This is a genomic window from Stenotrophomonas sp. STEN147 (assembly GCF_056757995.1).
Window position 1 is genome coordinate 383,905 of sequence record NZ_JBRRCG010000002.1, and the last position, 20,954, is coordinate 404,858.

Below are 20,954 nucleotides of genomic sequence, written 5' to 3' on the forward strand. Positions count from 1 at the left end.
TGATGCCTGCGATACCACGCCCATGCCCTACGCCACTGCCCAGCCGCTGCATCCGCAAGGACCGCCGATGAACCTGGTCCTGTACGGGATGGATCGCGAACTGCTGCCGCGGCTGGCGGCCAAGCTGCCGCCTGCCACCACCCTGCACTGGCAGGACAGCGGTGAGCCGACATCCGCGCAGGACCTGCAACGCGGTCCGCAGAACCTGGTACTGCTCGACTTCCGCCCCGAGCATGCCGCCGCCTCGACCGTGCTGGCGCAGCAGCTGCAGCAGACCCAGCCGGACCTTGCGCTGATCGCCGTCGGCGCCACCAGTGCCGGGCAGGTCGAAGGCGTGGTGATGGCGCTGCGCGCCGGCCTGCGCGATGTGCTCGACCTGGACAGCGACAACACCGGCATCGAGGCCGCGCTGCGCCGCGCGCTCTCGCCGCGGCCCGCCGCCGCCGCACACCAGCCGCACAAGGCGCGGTTGATCCTGCTGCTGGGCGTACGTGCCGGGGTCGGCACCAGCACACTGGCCGCGCATCTGGCCGTGCTCGCACAACAGACCCATGCACTGGCGCAGGGCGAGGCCAGCACCCAGGACGGCCTGCTGCTGGAACTGGCGCAGCCGGCGGGCGACCTGGCGCTCTACCTCAATCTGGACAGCCGCTTCCACTACGAAGACGCACTGCGCAATGCCAGCCGCATCGACGCCACCCTGGCGCGCACTGCGATGGCGCGCCATGACAGCGGACTGGTCCTGCTCGACCGCGCCAGCGGCAGCGATGCACTGCCGCCGTCCGATCCGGGCGCCCTGCTGCAGCGGCTGCGCGGCGTGTTTGCCAGCGTGCTGTGCGACGCCGGCGGCTGCCCGCTGCGTCAACTGCCCCCGCTGCTGCTGGACCAGGCCGACGAGATCTGGCTGGTCGCGGACGCTTCAATTGCCACCCTGGTCTCGCTTGACCATGCGCTCAAGCATCTGTCCGGCCAGCGCGAACGGGAGAAGCGCCTGCAACTGGTGATCAACCGCCATGACGACAGCAGCGGCATGAGTCCGGAGCAGATCGCCCGCCGGTTCGAGCTTCCACTGCTGGCCACGCTCCCCGAACGACCACGCGTACGTGCCTCCGCCAGCCACGGCCACCTGCTGCTGCAGGACGCGCCGCGTGATCCGTACCTGCGTGCCCTCGCCCCGCTCGTCCAACGCCTGGATCCGGCTGCATGCCCGGTCCAGACGCACGGCCTGCGGGAAAGACTTGCCCTTGCCCTGGGTGGATCGCAATGGAAGACAAAGTAACCCCGTTTCCGCACGCCGTCGCCCGCCACACCGTGCCTGACCACGTTGCGGGCAATCTGCCGTTCGCAGAGACCGAGCAGTACCAGAAGGTGCTGTCCGCGGCGCATGAGCACCTGCTCAACAGCATCGAGGACGAGCGCATCGATATCGATTCCTGGGCACCGGACACGATCGCGCGCTGGGTGCAGGTGCAGACCGTGGGTTTCATCCAGGAGTGGCGCATCCCGATCAATGAAGAGGAGATGCAGGTGGTGGCCGAGGGCCTGGTCAAGGAGCTGACCGGCTTCGGCCCGCTGGACGACCTGCTGCATGATCCCACCATCGAAGACATCCTGATCAATGGCTTCAAGGATGTGCACGTCTCGCAGGGCGGACAGCTCAAGCGCGCAACCCAGCGCTTCACCGACGACACCCATCTGCTGCGCATCCTGCGCCGCATCCTCGCACCGCTTGGCCGGCGCCTGGATGACTCCAATCCGATGGTGGATGCGCGCCTGCCCAACGGCGGCCGCCTCAATGCGATCATCTCGCCGCTGGCGGTGGACGGCCCGATGGTCTCCATCCGCAAGTTCCGCAAGGACCCGTTCACGCCCGATGAACTGCTGGCCAAGGGCACCTTCGATGCGCCGATGCAGGCGCTGCTGAAGGCGATGGTGCTGGGTCGCTGCAACATCCTGGTCTCCGGCGGCACCAGCTCGGGCAAGACCTCGCTGCTGAACGCCCTGGCCAGCTACGTGCCACCCACCGAGCGCGTGATCACCGTCGAGGATACTGCCGAGCTCTCGCTCAACCATCCGCACGTGGTACGCCTGGAGAGCCGCATCGGTGGTGCGGAGGGACAGGGCGCTGTCAGCATCCGTGACCTGGTGCGCAACAGCCTGCGCATGCGCCCCGACCGCATCGTGGTCGGCGAGGTGCGCGGCGCGGAAGTGCTGGAGATGCTGCAGGCGATGAACACCGGCCACGACGGCTCGATGGCCACCATCCATGCCAACTCGCCACGCGACTGTCTCTATCGCATCGAGATGCTGGCCGGCTTCGCCGGGTTCCAGGGCAGCGAAGACAGCCTGCGCCGGCAGATCGCCAGCGCGATCGATTTCATCGTGCAGATCTCGCGCCTCGGCAGTGGCCGGCGCGTGCTGGTATCGATCACCGAGATCACCGGCGTCAGCGACAACCTGATCACCACCCAGGAGATGTTCCGCCACGAAGTGCAGATCGACGGCAGTGGCAAGGAGACCGACCGCTGGATCGGGCTGGGCTTCCAGCCGCACTCGCACAAGCTCGAGCCGTTCCGCCAACTGTTGCGCGAATCCCTCTACGGAGACTACTGAACATGGGGACCGGCCTGCTGCTGGGCGTATTGAGCATCGTGTCGGTGCTGCTGGCGCTGGCGGTATGGCTGTGGGGCACCGCCAACAGCCGCGAACAGCGGCAGGCATCCCTGCAGCACGCCGAACAGCAGCTGGCACGTGGCAGCGCGGGCCCGGTCAGCAACGCGGCTGCGGCCAACGATGGATCGCGGCCACCGCCGGCAGCAGCTGGCCGGCGCGCGCTGCCCTGGAATGGCCTGCTGCAACGCGCGGGCCTCGCCACCGGCTGGAAGGTGCCGCTGATGCTGCTGGTGCCCGGCCTGGCCCTCTCGCTGTTCGCGATGCTGCGGCTGGGAACGGCATGGATGCTGCCGCTGACACTGCTGCTGTACCTGCTGGGCTGCTGGTTGTGGATCATGCGCCGCACCGCAAAGTTGCAGGCCAAGCTGCTGCATCAGCTGCCGGACTTCCTCGACAACCTGGTCCGCCTGACCGCGCTCGGCAACAGCCTGCAGTCGGCCTTTCAGGTCGCGTCGCAGCAGGCGACGCCGCCGCTGCGTGAGCTGCTGGACACCACGGTGCGATACGCGCGGGGCGGCATGGACCTGGACCGCGCACTGAACCTCGCCGCGCAGCCCTATCGGATGGAGGTGCTGAAGGTGCTGGCCGTGGTGATGGGCGTCAGCGTCCGCATCGGCGGCCGCGCCGATCAGATCCTGCAGCGCATGGGCGATTTCATGCGCGACCTGGAGCAGGCCCAGCAGGAGTTGTCAGCCACCACTTCCGAGACCCGCATGTCGGCCTGGGTGCTGGGACTGCTTCCGCCCGCCAGCGCCGTACTGATGGCGATCTCCAGCCCCGAGTTCTTCCAGCCCGTGCTGCACGATCCGCTCGGTCACAAAATCCTGCTGATCGCCCTGGGCCTGGAACTGCTCGGTGGTTTCCTGCTGTATCGCCTGGCCAAGTCGCTATGAGCATCTGCAGCGGAGGTTCCCGATGAGCGCAACTGCCTGGTTTGCACTTGCCCTGCTGGTCCTGGCCGCCGGCGTCGCCCTGCTCGGTGTGGGCGGCTGGGTCCGCAGCCATCGCGAGGACCGCAGTGCGGCAACGCTGAAGACCGCGTTGCAGCCACGTGACCCGGTCGCCGACGAGGACGCGGCCCGCAGGGATTCACTGGGCTGGCTGGAGCGCTTCGGCCGGACGCTCAGCGGCGGGCGGCTGGAAGCCGCACTGCTGGCAGGCGAGGATCGCCTGCTGCTCGATCTGGCCGGCTGGAACACCCGTCGCGGCACGGCGATCTATCTGGGCCTGCGCCTGCTGCTGGCAGTACTGGTGCTGGCGCTGACCCTGGCCGTGAGCGATGCCACCGGCCTGGCCCGGATCATGGTGATCGTCGGCGCGCTTGCCGCCGGCCTGCTGCTGCCCAAGTTCGTGCTGGCTGCGTGGGTCAAGCGGCGGCGGCGCGCCGTCAACAACGAGTTGCCGCTGCTGATCGACCTGCTGCGCCTTCTGCAGGGGGTTGGCTTCAGCATGGATCAGAGCCTGCAGACCCTGGGCGACAAGCTGCGCGACGCACTGCCGGTGCTCGGTGGCGAGATCCAGGAGGCGAATGTCGCCTACACCCATGGACGCACTCGCGCCCAGTCGCTGCGCCGGCTCAGCGATGTCTACGGCGATGACGACCTGTCCAGCCTGGTGCAGTTGATCCTGCAGGTGCACGCCCACGGCGGCGCGGTGCAGGAGCCGCTGCGCCAGTTCAGCATCCGGCTGCGCGAACAGCGCCGCAATGCACTGAAAGAGAAGGTCGGCAAGCTCTCGGTGAAGATGACCGTGGTGATGATGCTGACCCTGCTGCCTGCACTGATGCTGGTGCTGGCCGGGCCTGCGCTGGTCGCGCTGGCCAAAACCCTGTCGAACATGGGATGACCGTCATGCCTGCTCTGCGCCACGCCTGTCTGTTGTTTGCTCTTGCCACTGCCGTCGCGGGATGCGCCTCGTCCACCCCGAAGTACCTGCGCGCGCCCACCCTGGCCGAGCCCGGGCCCGCGCCGCAGGACAGCCGCAATGCCTACCTTGAGCTGATCGAGCGCATGCAGCTGCAAGGGGCCTGGTACGCCTCGCTGGCGCATGTGGATGCATTCCGCCAGCGCTACGGCGATCCTCCGGCGCTGCGCCTGCTGCAGGCCAATGCACTGCGCGAGACCGGCCAGACCGACGCCGCGGCCGCGCTGTACCGCGAACTCAGCAGCGGGCCGCAGGCCGCCGCCGCGGCGCATGGCCTGGGCCTGATTGCCGCGCATCGCGATGACGAGGCCGGCAGCGAACTGTCGCTGGCCCGCGCCACCCAGCTGCAGCCGTTGAATACCGATTACCTGGGTGACCTGGGGTATGCGCGTCTGCGTGCCGGCCGCTTCGATCAGGCCCGCGAGCCGCTGGCCAAAGCACTGGAACTGTCACCGGGCAACGCCAAGGCGACCGCCAACCTGGCGCTGTGGGCGGTCCTGCGCGGCGACAACGCCACGGCTGAACGCTTGGCTGCGCAGGCCAACCTCAACGAAGACACCCGGCGCAGCATCCAGCAGCAGGCCCAGCAGATCCGCAGCCGGCTGCAGCAGCGCCAGGCCCAGGCATCGGCGGCGAGCAGCACGGCACGGATCGCCACTGTGCCATCCCGCGCCCCCGCCCCGGCCGGCAGCCGGCTGGCGGCCGAAACACGCCGTGACGCCCGCGATCGCGATCCCTCCCGCCTGCCGCCGTCGATGCTGGAGCGCTTCGGCACGTCCGACCACCCGACCGAGAACACGCCATGACCGCGATGACCCTGATCCGATGCCTGCTGCCTGCGGTCACCTGCTGCCTGCTTGCCACGGGAGCCCACGCACAGTCGCCACAAGCGCCGCTGACCGGCCAGATGCTGGGAGGCGGCCCGGCCGCCGGCCCGGCCGTCGCCCCACAGCAGGCCGAAGCACTTGCAACCGTCGACCTGGCGGCGCCTGCGCCGCCCCCGGCGATGCCACCCGCGCCTCCTGCCCCGGTGGCCGCTGCACCGGCTGCGCCACGGCGCAACGAGGTCGGTGATGCCACGCGCCAGCTGTTCCAGCTGCAGGCGTCCGGGCAACAGGCCGGCCCGCGGCTGCCGATCCTCGGTGACCAGGCCACCGCCAGCTACGCGCGCTACCTGAAGAGTTTCGAGCAGGACATCCCGGCCTTCTTCGACACGGATGTCGGCAGTTCCAAGAGCACCTCCAACTCCGGACGCTGAGGCATGCCATGAACCGCTCTCGCCAGCCCCGTTTCCACCGCCCGCGCGGCGGCATGTCCGTCACCATGATGCTGGTGATGCTGGCACTGGTGGCCATGCTGGGTCTGATCGAGGTCGGTTTCCTGTTCTGGGCCAAGCGCGATGCGCAGAAGGTCGTGGATCTGGCGGCGCTGGCAGGTGCACAGCGACTTGAGCTGTGTACATCGAGCAACGGCGACAACAGCGCCGCGCGGCAGAGCGCACTCACGCAGAACCAGTTCCCGGGCACGGTGCAGGTCCGCTGCGGCAACTGGAGCGCCGCACGCGGAGGCAACCGCTTCAGCGAGACGGTCGACGCCAGCAATCCACGCAACGCGGTCCGGGTGGTTGCGACCCGCAGCGTGCTGCCGTTCTTCGGCCAGAACGAGAGCCTGCCGACCATCACCGTGCAGGCCGTGGCGCGCCGCTCGGAACCGACGGCGGTGTTCGCGGTGGGTTCGCAGCTGCTGCGCACGAACGGCAACTCGCCCTTGATGGGCACCCTGCGCCTGGTGGGGCTGGACGTCACCAACGCCACGGTGCTGTCGTACGACGGACTGGCACAGGCCAACATCACACCGTCAGGCCTGCTCAATGCGCTCGGCATTCCGGTCACCGCCAATCTCAGCGTGGCCGACTTCAATCGCCTGCTGTCGTTGAACCAGGTTTCACTGGCACGGCTGGTGGACGCCACCGCCACGGTGGTCGGCCGCAGCACCACCGCGGGCGTGCAGCTGCGTGCGCTGTCCGACCTGGTGGCCACCCGCCTCGACATCAATCGGGTCAATATCGCGCTGGGCAGCCAGAACGGCGGCGGCGGACTGTTCGCCGAGGTGATCTCTCCCGACGGCACGGTGGGCAGTGCGCTGCAGTCGCAGATCAACGTGCTTGACCTGGTCAATGCAGCCATCTCCATCGCCAATGATGGCAATGGGGTAGCGGTGCCGAACCTCAACCTGCTCGGCATGGACATCAAGGCCGGCGTTGTCGAGCCGCCTTCGATCGCCATCGGCGGTGTCGGCGCACGCGCCTACAACGCACAGGTCCGGCTGATGGTCGACGTCGACAGCGACCGCCTGTTCGGGGTGGGGCCACTGCTCAACCTGCTGGGCACGCGCCTGCACCTGCCATTGCATGTGGACGTGGCCAACGCGATGGGAACACTGACCAGCATCCAATGCAGCGCGGCACCGCCCACCGCCACCATCCAGGTGGACTCCTCGGTACTGCGCGCGTGCGTCGGCAAGGTCAATGCCGCCGACCGTTTCTCCAAGAGCAATGTCTGCGACGCCACCTTGCAGAACGAACAACTGCTGACACTGCTGGGACGGCCGCTGATCAACGACAAGATCACCCTGCCGGCGCTGACCGGCACGCAGAGCCTGACCCTGGCCGCCGGCCAGACCGGCACCACCCGGATCAATCCCCTGGCCGTCGGTGACGCGGTCTCGCACCTGGTCAACGAGCTGCTGCGTGTCCTGTCGGGCATGCTGAGCTCGCCGGCGCAGGGCATGAATGCCAACGACACGGCCAAGGCACTGGCCGACCGCTACCTGCAGGCAGCGTTCCCCTCGGGCGGCCGCTACAACGTCGACCAGCTCATTCCCCTGCTGCGCGACGGCGACCCGTCGCGCAGCCTGGCACCGCTGGGCAACTGGACGGTCAAGAAGGGCGTGCCAAAACCCTGCCTGATCGGGCTGGGCACCTGCTGGGAAGATGGCTCGGTGTGGGCAGGCTACCGCGCCACCGTGACGGGACAGGGCCTGGGTCTGCTCGACGGGCTGCTCGGCTCACTGGTCGGCGGGCTGCTCATCAACCGCTGCGACAGCCTGCTGGGCAACCTGATCGACTACAACGGCTGCGTCCGCACCAATCTGGCCTCGTACATCCAGACCGCCCCGGACGGCTTCCTCGACGCGGCGGCCGGCGGCGGTGTCACCACGCCCGGCAACAACGTGTCCTGCAGCGGTGTGCTGTGCACCGTGCTGAACCCGGTGCTGGCCGCGCTCAAGCCGGTGCTCAACACCGTCGGCTCCCTGCTGAGCACGACCCTGGCCAGCCTGCTGGGGCTGGAGCTGGGCCGCACCGATGTCAACGTCCAGTCCATCCAGTGCAATGGCGCACAGCTTGTGTTCTGAGCCGGGCCGGCGCCCTTGGCGCCGCCGCCGCGCATGCTAGACTCCCGGGCGGGGAACACTTCCATCTCAACCCACACTCATCCGTGGATGGTCCAGACATGCGAGAAACTTCAGGGGGCACCGTCTTCGCCCGCCACGCGCGCGGCGCGGCACTGCTGGCCGTGGCCATGCTGCTGGCGGCACCGTCCGCACTGGCGGCGCGCAGCAGCCGCGAAGCCGCAGCCGAACCGGTACGCAGCAGCGCACCCGTGGTGCGCAACACGGTGGACGAGCTCAAGCAGTTGATGGACGCACGTCAGCTGACCGAACTGCGTACCACGTACAACGGCAACTACGGCGCCAGCCTGCTTTTCAATGCCAGTACCCTGACCTACTACGTCGCCCTGTTCCAGGAAAAGAACTTCTGGCGCGTCATCAAGACCGATGCCGTCGACAACGCCGAGCGGGTCTACCGCACGTTCGTGCAGCAGACCGAACAGCTCGCGCAGGTCTACATCGATACCACCCGCCTGGAAGCCGGCAAGCGCTATACCGAGCGCCTGGTGGCCTACAACGAAGAGCGCCTGCGTACCCTGCAGCAGGAAATGGAGCAGCAGCAGGCGCAGTCGGCCCAGGTCAGCGCGTCACTGCAGCAGGCCCAGCAGCAGGCCGTCAGCCTGAGCACCGATGTGCAGAGCACCAACAGCCAGCTGGACGCCCTGCAGCGCCGCATCCAGATCCTGCAGGCCGAACAGGGCAACCCCGAATTGAGCCTGCCGAAGCCGGACAGCACAACCGCGCCGGCAGCGGCCAGCGACGTTCGCTGAATCCCCCGACAGAACCCGACAGCGGCGCCGAACGGCGCCGTTGTCGTTTTTGGCCTGATTGCGACCCGTTTCAGCGGCAGGCCTCGAACACGGCATCGTCCCACTGCCGGCGCTGGACGAAATCCGCCCGGCGCGTTCTCGCCAGCGCCTCCGTGCGCACCCTGCGCGCCCGTGCACAGGCCGCAGCATCCGCACTGATCGGAATCAACGCCCCCTGTGCACGGCCCGATCGCCGCACCGGCCTGCGTCCACCGTTACCCGTGGAGGTCACCTCGGCGGTGGGCGCACTGCCGCGCGGCAGCGACTGCTCGGCGGGCACTTCCCAGCGCCACTCCGCCTGCCCCTGGCAAGGCGTCTGCTGGTACAGCGCACGCCCGCCGTCCGCGCACTTGTAGACCTGGGTCTGCGCCGCTGCGGATGTCGCCAGCAGCATGGCCAGCAGCCCCCATCCCGGCAAAGTCCTCATCTTCACCCCCTCCCACGACCAGCACTCATGGTCGGTACGACGCGCGCCGCGCGCCAGAGCGATCCGCGTCACATCCGTGCTCATCCAGCACAGCCGTGCAAGCCACTGCATCGCCTCTGCGCTGTACTGCCACAGGCGACGGCCACCTTCGCCGCCGCCGTCCTTCCCTTCCGCCAAGGAAACCGCAATGAGCAACTACATCACCGTCAACGACGGCGCCCGCATCTTCTACAAGGACTGGGGCACCGGGCAACCGGTCGTGTTCGCGCACGGCTGGCCACTGTCCTCAGACGCCTGGGACCCGCAGATGCTGTTCATGGGCCAGAACGGCTTCCGCGTGATCGCCCACGACCGTCGCAGCCACGGTCGTTCCAGCCAGACCTGGGACGGCAACAACATGGACACCTACGCCGACGACCTGGCCGCGGTGATCGACGCATTGGACCTGAAGGACGCCATCCTGGTCGGCCACTCCACCGGTGGTGGCGAGGTGGCCCACTACATCGGCCGCCATGGCAGCGCACGCGTGGCGAAAGTGGTACTGGTCGGTGCGGTACCGCCACTGATGCTGAAGACAGCGGGCAACCCGGCCGGCACGCCGCTGGAGGTGTTCGACGGCATCCGCAAGGGCACCGGCGGCGATCGTTCGCAGTTCTTCCAGGACCTGGCCACGCCGTTCTTCGGTGCCAACCGTGACGGCAACACGGTCACCCAGGGCATGCGCGATTCGTTTTGGCTGCAGGGCATGCTGGGCGGCGTGAAGGGCCAGTACGACTGCATCCATGAATTCTCGGAAGTCGACTACACCGCAGATCTGCAGAAGATCGACGTGCCGGCATGGGTCGTGCACGGTGACGACGACCAGATCGTCCCCTTCGATGCGTCGGCCAAGCTGTCCTCGCAGATCATCAAGGACGCCGAACTGACGGTCTACCCCGGCGCGCCGCACGGCCTGACCGTCACCCATGCCGATCGCTTCAACGCCGACCTGCTGGCGTTCGCCCGCAGATGATGTCCCGCGGCGGCGCCCCACTGCGCCGCCGCTCCTGCGGGGTCACGCGGGGCCATGCCCGGCGAACGTATCCAGCATCCGCCGGGCATGGCCCGGCGCTACCGGTCAGATATCGCTGTGGTGATGAGGCACGGCGGCAGGCAGCGGATCGTGACCACCCACAAAGTGACGCACCACCGGCGCGCGTTCACCACGGTGCAGGGCACGCAGCACTTCCTGGATCGCCTTGTCGTCGGCCGTGATGCGTTCGTGCTGGCGCAGGTGCTCCAGCCAGGACGGGGTCACGAAATACTCCAGATGGATGCCCGGGCTGGCCACATCTTCGACCACGCCCCACACCACCGCACCGTCGCGGCGCCGGATCGTGCCCAGCGCGCGCATCTGCGCCTGGAACGATGCACGGTCGGCGGCATCGATGCGGTATTCGATCGTCACCAGCACCGGCCCGCGATCGTTGGAGACCGGCACCGACAGTTCCGGCGCCGGCCAATGACCCGCCGGGCGCAGGTTGAGATCTTCGGTGCCAGCGATACGCACCCTCCACACCAGCAGCCCGCCGATGACCGCGCCTGCTGCCGCAACCAGCAGCGCCAGTTCCGGCGATGTTCGCTGCGCCAGCGCGCCCCAGCATAGGCCGCCGGCGGCCATGCCTGCCGAGAACACCATGATGTACAGCGCCAGCGCTCGCGCCCTCACCCACGCCGGAACCGCCGTCTGTGCGGCGATCTGCAACGAGGACAGCACCGTGATCCAGGCAAAACCGTTCACCAGCATCACCACCGGCAGCAGGTACCAGCTGCGGGTCAGCGCCAGTCCAACCAGGCTCAGTGCCAGCGCCAGCGTCGCCAGCAACACCAGCAGATCGCGGTCCAGCTGTGCGCGCAACCTCGGCAGCAGCAGCGCCCCGGCAACCGCGCCGATGCCGATGCAGCCCAGCAGCATGCCGTACTGCCCTGCACCGCCCTGCATCTGCCCTCGCACCACCACCGGCAACAATGCGTTCATCGCGGCAGCGAAGAAGAAGAACCCGACCGATTTGATCAGCACCGCCTGCAGACGCCCCGCGCGGCTGGCATAGCGCAGTCCGGCCTTCAGTCCGGCACCGAAGCCTTCCGGCGGCAGGCTCGATGCCTTCGGGTCACGCTTCCAGCCCCAGACCACGAACAGCATCGCACCGAAGGTGATGGCATTGAAGCCGAAGGCCCACACAGCTCCCAGCTGGGCGACGATCAGGCCACCGACAGCAGGCCCGATTGAACGGGCGATGTTGATGCCGATCGAATTGAGCGCCACTGCCGACGGCAGCATCGGCTGCGGCACCAGCTCGGAGACGATCGCCGCCTGCGCCGGCATCGCCATCGCCGCGCCACATCCCATGCAGAACGTGAGCAGCACCAGCAGCTGTGGCGTCAGCATGCCGAGCGAGGTCAGCACCGCCATCAAGGCCGCCACTGCCAGCATCCATCCCTGGGTGGCCAGCAGGTACGTGCGGCGATCGACGATGTCGGCCAGGGTTCCTGCGGCCAGTGCGAGCAGCACGATCGGTACGGTTGTAGCTGACTGCACGAGGGCCACCATCAGCGGTGATCCGGTGCGTTCGGCCATCACCCAGGCCGCGGCCACGTCGTTTACCCACGTACCGATGTTGCTGGCCAGGATCGCCAGCCAGATCGAGCGGAACATCCGGATCTTCAGCGGGGACCAGGCACCTGCGGCCGGTGCGGGAGGTTGCGATGTGCGTGCATTCACCATTGCCATGCTCCAACGATCGAGGCGAACAACGTGTCCTGGCCACCGGCCTGCGTCAGCGCAGGACCGGCATCGACCCAGGCCAGCTGCAGCTGCCACTGCCAGTGTGCACTGGCCTGCCAGCGGGTTTCGGATTTGTACTGCCGGCCGATCCTGCGCGCGCCACCGGCACTGCCAGGCAGCGCCACCAGCGGTGCGGGCGTCGTGTACACCGCATCGGCGCGGCGATGCTTCCAGGCCATCTGCATGCCCAGTTCAGTGGTGACGGATTCATGCAGCCGCAGGGTCAGGGTTGGCTGCAGGTCCATCAGGTTCGCCGGCGCCAGCAGGCTGGCTTCGCTGAAGTAGGCCGATTTCGGGAACAGGGCATTGAAGGTGCCCAGCCGGGCGTCGTTCGGGCGGCCATCACCACTGGCGATGTCGGCCTTCAGTCCCAACCGTGGCTGCAAGGGCAGTTGCGGCCAACGCCAACCGGTATCGGTGGCCAGCGTCCACGCACGGATATCAAGCTGCTGGCGGGTGGTCCGCAGCTCACCGCCCTGCACGACCAGCTCGCTGTTCCAGTCCAACGATCCGGCCTGGCCGAACCAGCGCGCCCCGAGGGTCTGCCGGCGCTCGATGCCGGCACCTGCCGCGAAGCGGGCGTCTTCCCGGCGATAGTCCAGCAGATACAGGTCCCACTGGCCCGGACCCTGGCCTGGCGCCGTGGTTGCATAGGCGCCCCACAGGTGTGCACCGCGTTCGCCACGGTCATCGAACGCACCCGGCCGGTTCTCCACCGGACGCAGTGCCATCAGTTCCAGCACGCCCAGTCCGCCCTGCCATCCCACCCTGGCACCATCGAAGGCCAGGCGGATGTTCGGCCCGTCGCGCACCGACAGCAGGCGCGAGCTGCCATGGCCCGCCTCCTGCCGCCCGAGCTGCACATGCAGGCCGCCGCGCTGCCAGCGCCAGTACGCCTGCTGCACGTCCAGCGCACCCCGATCGGTCCTGCCAGGTCCGCCGGCCCTCCCACGCTCGCCGTGCACGCCCAGCTGCAGCATCGCCTTCCAGTCGCGTTCACTGTAGGTGGCCGACGCCAATGCGCGAAGCAGGCCGTAGCCATCCTCGCCGCCGCCGATACCGAAGCGGGTCGGGTCGTAGTACATGCCGCGCAGACGCATCGAGGCATCCCACTGCAGCGTGCCATCAGCGGCATCGCTGCAGTAGCCGCCCTCGCAGGCAAGCGCAAGGGACGGCGCGGCCAGCAGGGCGAGGCTCAGAATGCGAAGCACGAGCATCCCATCGCACCCCAGAATGCGGTCAGATCATTGCTGGGTGCTGCGTGGCGCGCGGCATGGTCGTGTGCACCGTGGGTCCTGCAGGCCGCACCAGGGTGATGGTGATGCGCCATCGCCAGGCCGGTGGCCGCGCCGCCCACGTGATACCCCCCGAACCGGTTGACCGGCGACCAGTCCGGCATCGCCGGCGGCAGCTGCGGCGCCAGTCCGGCATAGTCTTCGTCGGCATGCACGATGCGGCCACCGACCACGGTAAGCAGGCTGGTGATATCGGCGATGCGGGCATCTTCGACGCGGAAGAAATCGGCCGAGAGCAGGATGAAATCGGCCAGCTGGCCTTCCTTCAATGTGCCCTTCACCGCTTCATCGCCGGAGAACCATGCGCTGCCCTGCGTCCACAGGCGCAAGGCCTGCTCGCGCTCCAGCAGGTTCTCCTCCCCATACAGCGCCAGGCCGCCGACGGTACGCCCGGTGACCAGCCACGACAGCGCGACCCAGGGGTTGTAGCTGGCCACGCGGGTGGCGTCGGTGCCGGCGCCGACCGGCACGCCTTCGGCCAGCATCCGCTTCACCGGCGGCGTATGCCGTGCCGCCTGCACGCCATAGCGTTCGACGAACGCTTCGCCCTGGTAGGCCATGCGGTGCTGTACCGCAATGCCTCCACCCAGTGCCCGGATCCGCTCGATATTGCGCGGGGTGATGGTCTCGGCGTGATCGATGAACCAGTGCAGTCCATCGAAAGGCACTTCGCGGTTGACCTGCTCATAGACATCGAGGATGCGGCCGATGCTCTCGTCATAGGTCGCGTGGATGCGGAACGGCCAGCGCTTCTGCACCAGCAGCTTCACCACATCATGCAGCTCCGGCTCCAGCTCCGGCGGCAGCTCGGGGCGTGGTTCGCTGAACAGCTCGAAGTCCGCTGCCGAGAACACCAGCATCTCGCCGGCACCGTTGTGGCGCAGCAGATCATCGCCCTGGCGGGGCTGCAGGATCTCACTCCAGCCACGGAAGTCATCCACTTCCTTGCCCTTGTTCTGCGTGAACAGGTTGTAGGCGATACGCACGGTCAGCTGGTCGTCGCGGTGCAGCTGCTCGATGACCTGGTAGTCCTCCGGATAGTTCTGGAAGCCTCCCCCGGCATCGATCACCGAGGTGATGCCGAGCCGGTTCAACTCGCGCATGAAGTGACGGGTGGAGTTGGCCTGGTACTCGACCGGCAGGCGTGGCCCCTTGGCCAGCGTCGCATACAGAATCAACGCATTGGGCTTGGCCAGCAGCAGGCCGGTGGGATTGCCCAGCGAATCGCGCACGATCTGGCCACCGGGCGGGTCCGGCGTTTCGCGGGTATAGCCGCATGCACGCAGTGCCGCGCCGTTGAGCAGCGCGCGGTCATACAGGTGCAGCAGGAACACCGGCGTATCCGGTGCGATCTGGTTGAGCTCCTGCAGGGTCGGCAGGCGCTTCTCGTGGAACTGCGCGGCGGTGAAGCCCCCCACCACGCGTACCCATTGCGGCGCCGGGGTGCGATCGACCTGTACCTTGAGCATCGCCATTGCATCGGCCAGCGAACGCAGCCCGTCCCAGCGCAGCTCCAGGTTGTAGTTCAGGCCACCGCGGATGAGGTGGGTGTGGCTGTCGTTGAGGCCGGGCACCAGTCGCCTGCCCTGTGCGTCGATGAGCGTGGCTTCGTTTCCCCAGCCACGCATGATCTCTTCATCGCTGCCTACGGCGACGATGCGCCCTTCCTGTACGGCCAGCGCCTGCGCATGCGGACGGTGTGGATCGAGCGTGGTGATGCGGGCGTTGCGGATGACCAGTGTGTGCATGCGGCGCTCCTTGGGGGTGGAATCGAGGGCGGCGCCGGCCTGTCCGGCAAGGCCCAGCGCCACGGCAGCGCCGGTGCCCAGCACGACGCTGCGGCGGCCGGGATCGAGTGGCTCGTGGTTCATGCGATGTCTCCGGGAAATACGGGGCTGTCCAGCGCCCAGGCTCCCGGCCCGGCCAGCGCGATGGCCAGCAGGACGAGGGTCCACATCAGGGGGTACTCGGCGCCGGCGCGCATCCAGAACCAGCCCTTGGGCACGGCCAGCAGCACGGTGAAGCCGATGAACGCCGCTGCGGCCAGCGCAGCGATGCGTGTCTGCCAGCCCAGCAGTACGGCCATTCCGGACAGCACCTGCAGCCCGGCCAGCAGCAATGGCAGAGGCGCCGCCGACGGCAGGCCGAAGCCACGCAGTTCGGCCGCAAAGCCGTCCAGGCCAGGGCCACCGAACCAGCCGAACAGCTTGCCCAGCGCGTGGGGCAGCAGGAAGCCGCCCGCCGCCACGCGCAGGATCAGCAGCGCCAGGTCGAGCCCCGGGTCCATGGTCAGTGCCCGCCTTCCTGGGCGCCGAACATGGTCTTGGCGTACTGGATGCCGATGCCGTAACCGCCCGCGTGATCGCGGGCGATGCCGGTGGTCAGGCCATAGGTCTCGCCGCGCGCCCAGTCGCGCTGCAGCTCCAGCAGGTACTGCACGCTGGTCATCGGCACCGCACCGGCCTGCACCATGCGGGCGACCGCGCGCTCGTGTGCTTCCACGCTGACATCGCCGCAGGCGTCGGTGATCACGTACACCTGGAAACCCTGCTCCAGCGCTGACAGCGCAGGCCCCACGATGCACACGCTGGTCCACAGCCCGGCCATCACCAGGCGACGCCTGCCGATGCGGTTGATCTCATCGATCACCGGCGGGTCTTCCCAGGTGTTCATGGAGGTGCGATCGAACACCTTCTGCCCGGGGAAGATCACCGGCAGCTCCGGAAACATCGGGCCGGAGAACGAGGTCTCCGCGACCGTGGTCAGCACCACGGGCACATTGAAACCCTGCGCGCCCTTGCTGATCAGCGCGACGTTGTTGCGCAGCGCCGAGATGTCGATCGTGTGGGTTGCAAATGCCATCTGCGACTGGAAATCGATCAGGACCAGTGCGTGATCGGTGGGCGATAGCAGGCCTTTGGCAGGAATTGCGGTAGCGAGGCTCATGGATGGACTCCGTTGCGAACAAGGGCAGGGGGAAGGGACAGGGCTGCATCTCCAGCCAGGTACTGGCCGGGGCTGCAGCCGGTCTCCGCGCGGAAGCTGCGGACGAAATGGCTCTGGTCGAAGAAGCCCAGCTGCTGCGCCAGGCAGGACATCGGCAGTTGCACGACGGGCAGCAGCTGGCGGGCACGCTCGATACGGCGGCGGCGCACGTAGCGCAGCGGGCTCGCACCGGTTCCGGTGCGGAACAGCCGCACCAGATGGAAGCGGCTCACGCAGGCCGCGTCAGCCAGCTCGGTGACCCGCATCGGCTGTGACAGATGTTCATCGATGTAATGCAGCGCACGCTGTAGAGCGGCAGCCTGTCGGGGCGGCAGCGCCGCGACGGTCGGAACAGGGCGGGATACGGTAGCCATGGAGGGATGCCACGACGGGGTGCCCCATGGTGCGGGGCGCCGGCACGATGCCCTACCCCCGACGGACGAGGGCAGCACCTACCCGAATGGGGGAGACCGTCGCTCCAGCACACGTCGTCCGAACAGCCGCGCGTCCAGCGAATAGGCACCCGGTCCGAGTGCCAGCAGGGCCAGCGGCAGCAACGCCAGGGCACACGGCACGTTCTGCCAAAGCAGGCACGGCACGGCCAGCAGCGCAGACAGCGGCGTCAGCACTCCCAGCAGCAGCGACAGGGCAACCAGCAGGCAGGCGGCCGTCAGCCAGCCCGCGTCGGACGGGCGCACGCACAGCGCTGCGACCACGCACAGCCGCAGCCACAACAGGCCGGCGCCGGGACCGCGGTCAGGGAACATCACGAACAGGCGCTGCATGGAGAATCTCCGCGGTCCATGCCGGCGTGATAGCCGAGCGCCGCGGCAGGCGCCTACCCCGTTCGGGTCACCCTGCACTGCCCCGCACCTGCGAGAATGCGCTGCATGCATGGCCGCCCCTTCCCTTCCCTGCGCCGCCTGACGGCGTTGCTGATGTGCCTGCTGCTGTGCATCGCCCTGCCTGCCCACGCCGTGCAGCGCCCGGCAGTGAGCAGCGGGCTGCCCGGCTACGAGCACACCGCCTGGCGGGTGGGCCAGGGCGCACCCGGCGACATCTGGGACATCGCCCAGGATCGCGACGGCCTGCTCTGGCTGGCGACCGGCTCCGGGTTGTACCGCTTCGACGGGCGTCGCTTCGAGCGGCAGCCCGCACCGCCCGGCAGCCGATTTCCCTCCACCAACATGGTCACCGTGGTGCCGGGCGATGGCGATGCGCTGTGGATCGGCTATTTCCAGGCGGGCATCAGCCAGTTCGCCAATGGCCGGCTGCGCAACTTCGGGCGCGCGGAAGGGGTTCCGGTCGGGGTGGTGCCGCGCTTCAGCCGCGACCAGCAGGGGCGCCGCTGGGCCGCCATCAACGGCGGGCTGCGCTGGTTCGACGGCAAGCGCTGGCGACCGCCACCGGCCAGCGCAGGCCTGCCCGAGCGGCGCGTGCAGTGGGTCCTGCAGGACAGCCGCAATACCTTCTGGGTGCTGGCCGACCTGAAGATCTGGAAACGCGCGCCGGGTGCCGTCCGCTTCGAGGACACCGGCATCGCTGTCTCGCAGATGGCCACGTTGGTGGAGAGCCCGCTGGGTGAGGTGTGGTTGGCCGACCGCGTGCGCGGCACCTCGCCGCTGGCCAACGCGGAGGGTGTGCTGCCACAGCACGAGCGCGAGGCACGCCGCCTGCCGGAGCTGGTCGCTGCGCGGCTGCAGTTCACCGCTGATGGCGCGCTGTGGGCGACGATGAGCCCGCACGGTGGGGTCGCCAGGGTCACGTTCGATGGCAAGCGTGCCGTACGCATGGAACGTTTCGATTCACCGGATGGCCTGACCGCAACGTCGGCCGTGCCGATCATGGCCGACCGCGAAGGCAATATCTGGGTCGGCACCAATCTCGGCCTCAACCGCTTCCGCGCGCGCAGCGTGAGGACGCTGTCGGCCGGTCCTGCCGATCCGTATCGCTCGCTGGTCCGTGCCAGCGATGGCCGCGTGTATGGCTACGGCGAGGATCTGGCGCCTTATGACCTGCGCCGGGAGCTGCTCGACGGCAGTGGCGCGCAACTGAAAGCCGCTGCACGCGGCGCGCCCTCGCCGATCTGGCAGTTCGACTGGGTCAATCTCGCGCGCACGCGTGACGGCCGGACCACACGGATCGCACTGCCGGCGCCGTTCACCGGCCAGCCACTGCACGCGCTGCTGTTTCCCGATGACGAGCAGGCCTGGGTCTGTACCGGCGAGCGCGGCGTGCTGCATTACACGCAGGGCCGCTGGCAGCGCGAAACGCGCCTGCCCGAGCAGGCCTGTTCCTCCCTGGCATTGGACGAAAACGGCCAGCTGCTGCTGGGTTATGCCGATGGCCGCCTGCGCCATCTGGGTGATCGCACGATCGAGACCTTCGGTGCCGCGCAAGGGCTGTCGGTGGGGCCGGTGACTGCCCTGCTGCAGCAGCGCGATCTGTTGCTGGTCGCCGGAGAATCGGGCCTGGCCGCACGCCTGGGCGGCGGACGTTTCATGCCGGTACGCACTGATCTTGCGGGTGTGCTTGAAGGCATCACCGGCATGGTGGCCGATGCACAGGGCCGGCTCTGGCTCAACGGCAGCCGCGGCCTGGTGCGCCTGGACAGCGCGCATCTGCGGCATGCGCTGCGCGCCGGCCTGCCGGTGACGCCGCGCCTGTTCGATGCCGTGGACGGCATGCCGGGGGTCGCCCTGCAGAGCGGTCCGATCTCCACGGCGGTGCTGGCCGGTGACGGGCTGCTCTGGCTGGCCACCAACCAGGGCCTGGCATGGCTGGACACGACCCGTACGCACGTCAACAGCATGGCGCCGAGCGTCCGCATCGGCGATGTGCTGTACGGAAACGTGCACGAACCATTGCGTGACGATCTGCGCCTGCCCGCCGGCACCACCCAGCTGCAGATCGACTACGTGGCCCTTTCACTGGCCCGGCCCGAGCGCAACCGCTACCGCTATCGGCTGTCGGGTGTCGACGAGGGCTGGCAGGACGCCGGCAGCAGTACCCGCGCCTACTACACCAACCTGGCCCCCGGCAGCTACCGCTTCGAGGTGGAGGCTGCCAACGAAGACGGCATCTGGAGCCGGGTGCCGGCGCATCGCAGCTTCCGCATCGCACCGACCTTCATGCAGACCGTCTGGTTCAAGCTGCTGTGCGCGCTGCTGGTGCTGGCGGTGCTGATGATGGCCGTACGGATCCGCAGCGGACAGCTGGCCGCGCTGTTCCGGGCCCGGCTGCAGGAGCGCAACGGCGAACGCGAGCGCATCGCACGTGACCTGCATGACACGCTGCTGCAGGGCAGCCAGGGCCTGATCCTGCGCCTGCACGCGATCAGCCAGTCACCACAGACGCCGGAAACCGTGCGCAGCCAGCTGGAATCGGCGATGCAGCTGGCCGAACGCAATCTGGCCGAGGGCCGCGAACGGGTCAACGCCCTGCGCGACGGTCCCTTCGCAGGTCGTGAGCTGGCCTCGGCCCTGGCCGATGTGCACGCCGAGTATGCCGGCCAGGGCACCAACCCCCTGCGCCTGACCGTGGAAGGCACCCCGCCCCGCCTGCAGCCGGATGCTGCCGAGGAAGTGTTCCTGATCGGCCGCGAGGCGATCCGCAATGCATTGCGGCATGCGCAGGCCAGCGCCATCGAGGTCGAGCTGTCCTACGGTGCCCGCTGCTTCCTGCTGCATGTACGCGATGACGGCGTCGGCATCGCCGACGACCATGCCGGTGCCGGCCACTGGGGGCTGCAGGGCATGCGCGAGCGCGCGCAGCGGTTGGGCGCGGCGCTGAAGCTGTGGACGCGGCCCGGCCTGGGCACCGAAGTGGCGCTGTCGGTCCCCGCGCGCCGCCTCTATCACCGAAGGCCGTCGCGCTGGCGCTGGCCCTGGAGCAGACCTGACCATGACTGATCTCTCCCCTCCCATCGGCGTGCTGGTGGTCGATGACCACCCGCTGCTGCGCGACGGCCTGGCGGCCCTGCTCGGCGCCCAGCCGGATCTGCGCCTGCTGGGCGAAGCTGCCGACGGCGAAGAAGCCATCGCGCAGTACCAGCATCTGCAGCCGGACGTGGTGCTGATGGACCTGCAGATGCCCCGGCTGGACGGTGTCGAGGCCATCGTACGGATCCGCGCGCTCGACCCGCGTGCCCGCATCATTGTGTTGACCACCTACCGCGGCGACGTGCGCGCGGTGCGCGCCCTGCAGGCCGGTGCCAGCGCCTATCTGCTCAAGGACATGCTGCGCCATGAACTGATCGACACCATCCGCATGGTGGCCGGTGGTCGCCGTGCGCCTATTCCACCCGCGGTGGCCGCCAGCATCGCCGCGCACGTGGTGGAAGACCGGCTCTCGCCGCGCGAAACCGAGGTGCTGCGGCATGTGGCCGGCGGCCTCTCGAACAAGCGTATCGGCGAACGCATGCAGATCTCGGAGCAGACGGTGAAAGCGCACATGAAGAGCCTGATGGACAAGCTGGGCGTCGGCGACCGCACCCATGCGGTCACCCAGGCCCTGCGCCGCGGCATCATCAGCCTGGACGACAGCGGCCACGATTGACGCGCGGCTCC

19 protein-coding genes are annotated in these 20,954 nt (G+C 68.4%); 11 read left to right on the plus strand and 8 right to left on the minus strand.

What is annotated here, in order from left to right; genetic code table 11:
- The first annotated feature begins 22 nt into the window (after positions 1-22).
- The 8 genes from ACVOKU_RS04575 (at position 23) to ACVOKU_RS04610 (ending at position 8,816) form a co-directional block, all read left to right on the plus strand.
- Positions 23-1,279 (plus strand): CpaE/TadZ family protein, encoded by a 1,257-nt coding sequence (locus tag ACVOKU_RS04575; protein WP_481559234.1) that lies wholly within the window; start codon positions 23-25, stop codon positions 1,277-1,279.
- Complete coding sequence (locus ACVOKU_RS04580; protein ID WP_065182946.1) at positions 1,264-2,613, plus strand: TadA family conjugal transfer-associated ATPase; 1,350 nt, start codon at positions 1,264-1,266, stop codon at positions 2,611-2,613. The genes ACVOKU_RS04575 and ACVOKU_RS04580 overlap by 16 nt, the downstream gene beginning before the upstream one ends.
- Positions 2,614-2,615: 2 nt before the next feature.
- A complete protein-coding gene (locus tag ACVOKU_RS04585; protein ID WP_481559235.1) occupies positions 2,616-3,566 on the plus strand; it encodes a type II secretion system F family protein in 951 nt (316 codons plus the stop codon).
- Between the two features lie 22 nt (positions 3,567-3,588).
- A complete protein-coding gene (locus ACVOKU_RS04590) occupies positions 3,589-4,518 on the plus strand; it encodes a type II secretion system F family protein (protein WP_065175251.1) in 930 nt (309 codons plus the stop codon).
- Between the two features lie 5 nt (positions 4,519-4,523).
- On the plus strand, positions 4,524-5,402 hold the full coding sequence (locus tag ACVOKU_RS04595) for a tetratricopeptide repeat protein (protein ID WP_065175332.1): 879 nt from the start codon (positions 4,524-4,526) through the stop codon (positions 5,400-5,402).
- A complete protein-coding gene (locus tag ACVOKU_RS04600; protein WP_481559236.1) occupies positions 5,399-5,854 on the plus strand; it encodes a DUF3613 domain-containing protein in 456 nt (151 codons plus the stop codon). Before ACVOKU_RS04595 ends, ACVOKU_RS04600 begins: the two co-directional genes overlap by 4 nt.
- Positions 5,855-5,862: 8 nt before the next feature.
- Positions 5,863-8,010 carry a TadG family pilus assembly protein gene (locus tag ACVOKU_RS04605; protein ID WP_481559237.1) on the plus strand — a complete coding sequence of 716 codons (2,148 nt, stop codon included), beginning with the start codon at positions 5,863-5,865 and terminating at the stop codon, positions 8,008-8,010.
- Between the two features lie 98 nt (positions 8,011-8,108).
- A complete protein-coding gene (locus tag ACVOKU_RS04610) occupies positions 8,109-8,816 on the plus strand; it encodes a DUF2968 domain-containing protein (protein ID WP_481559238.1) in 708 nt (235 codons plus the stop codon).
- A gap of 70 nt (positions 8,817-8,886) precedes the next feature.
- On the opposite strand, the gene ACVOKU_RS04615 is transcribed toward ACVOKU_RS04610, so the two are convergent.
- Positions 8,887-9,282, minus strand: coding sequence for a DUF4124 domain-containing protein (locus tag ACVOKU_RS04615; RefSeq protein WP_481559283.1), 396 nt, complete (start codon positions 9,280-9,282; stop codon positions 8,887-8,889).
- A gap of 187 nt (positions 9,283-9,469) precedes the next feature.
- On the opposite strand from ACVOKU_RS04615, the gene ACVOKU_RS04620 reads away from it, so the two are divergent.
- Positions 9,470-10,294, plus strand: a complete 825-nt coding sequence (locus ACVOKU_RS04620; RefSeq protein WP_481559239.1) for an alpha/beta fold hydrolase — start codon at positions 9,470-9,472, stop codon at positions 10,292-10,294.
- Positions 10,295-10,399: 105 nt separating this feature from the next.
- Here the strand turns inward: ACVOKU_RS04620 and ACVOKU_RS04625 are convergent, their stop codons facing one another.
- From ACVOKU_RS04625 to ACVOKU_RS04655, 7 genes are all read right to left on the minus strand, one after another.
- Entirely contained in the window at positions 10,400-12,046 is a 1,647-nt protein-coding gene (locus ACVOKU_RS04625) for an MFS transporter (RefSeq protein ID WP_481559240.1), read from the minus strand.
- The gene (locus ACVOKU_RS04630) at positions 12,040-13,323 is read right to left on the minus strand and encodes an alginate export family protein (protein ID WP_481559241.1); all 1,284 of its coding nucleotides are present in this window, start codon (positions 13,321-13,323) and stop codon (positions 12,040-12,042) included. Before ACVOKU_RS04630 ends, ACVOKU_RS04625 begins: the two co-directional genes overlap by 7 nt.
- Complete coding sequence (locus ACVOKU_RS04635; protein ID WP_481559284.1) at positions 13,302-15,149, minus strand: amidohydrolase; 1,848 nt, start codon at positions 15,147-15,149, stop codon at positions 13,302-13,304. The genes ACVOKU_RS04630 and ACVOKU_RS04635 overlap by 22 nt, the downstream gene beginning before the upstream one ends.
- Before the next feature lie 119 nt (positions 15,150-15,268).
- The gene (locus ACVOKU_RS04640; RefSeq protein ID WP_481559242.1) at positions 15,269-15,688 is read right to left on the minus strand and encodes a DoxX family protein; all 420 of its coding nucleotides are present in this window, start codon (positions 15,686-15,688) and stop codon (positions 15,269-15,271) included.
- A gap of 2 nt (positions 15,689-15,690) precedes the next feature.
- Complete coding sequence (locus ACVOKU_RS04645; RefSeq protein WP_262100526.1) at positions 15,691-16,347, minus strand: hydrolase; 657 nt, start codon at positions 16,345-16,347, stop codon at positions 15,691-15,693.
- Positions 16,344-16,760: a helix-turn-helix transcriptional regulator gene (locus tag ACVOKU_RS04650; protein WP_065175261.1), complete on the minus strand. Its 417-nt coding sequence runs from the start codon at positions 16,758-16,760 to the stop codon at positions 16,344-16,346. The genes ACVOKU_RS04645 and ACVOKU_RS04650 overlap by 4 nt, the downstream gene beginning before the upstream one ends.
- A 78-nt stretch (positions 16,761-16,838) precedes the next feature.
- Positions 16,839-17,171, minus strand: a complete 333-nt coding sequence (locus ACVOKU_RS04655) for a hypothetical protein (RefSeq protein ID WP_481559243.1) — start codon at positions 17,169-17,171, stop codon at positions 16,839-16,841.
- Between the two features lie 96 nt (positions 17,172-17,267).
- On the opposite strand from ACVOKU_RS04655, the gene ACVOKU_RS04660 reads away from it, so the two are divergent.
- Both ACVOKU_RS04660 and ACVOKU_RS04665 read left to right on the plus strand, forming a co-directional pair.
- Complete coding sequence (locus ACVOKU_RS04660; RefSeq protein ID WP_481559244.1) at positions 17,268-20,297, plus strand: sensor histidine kinase; 3,030 nt, start codon at positions 17,268-17,270, stop codon at positions 20,295-20,297.
- On the plus strand, positions 20,290-20,943 hold the full coding sequence (locus ACVOKU_RS04665; protein ID WP_481559245.1) for a response regulator: 654 nt from the start codon (positions 20,290-20,292) through the stop codon (positions 20,941-20,943). Before ACVOKU_RS04660 ends, ACVOKU_RS04665 begins: the two co-directional genes overlap by 8 nt.
- Positions 20,944-20,954: the final 11 nt, after the last annotated feature.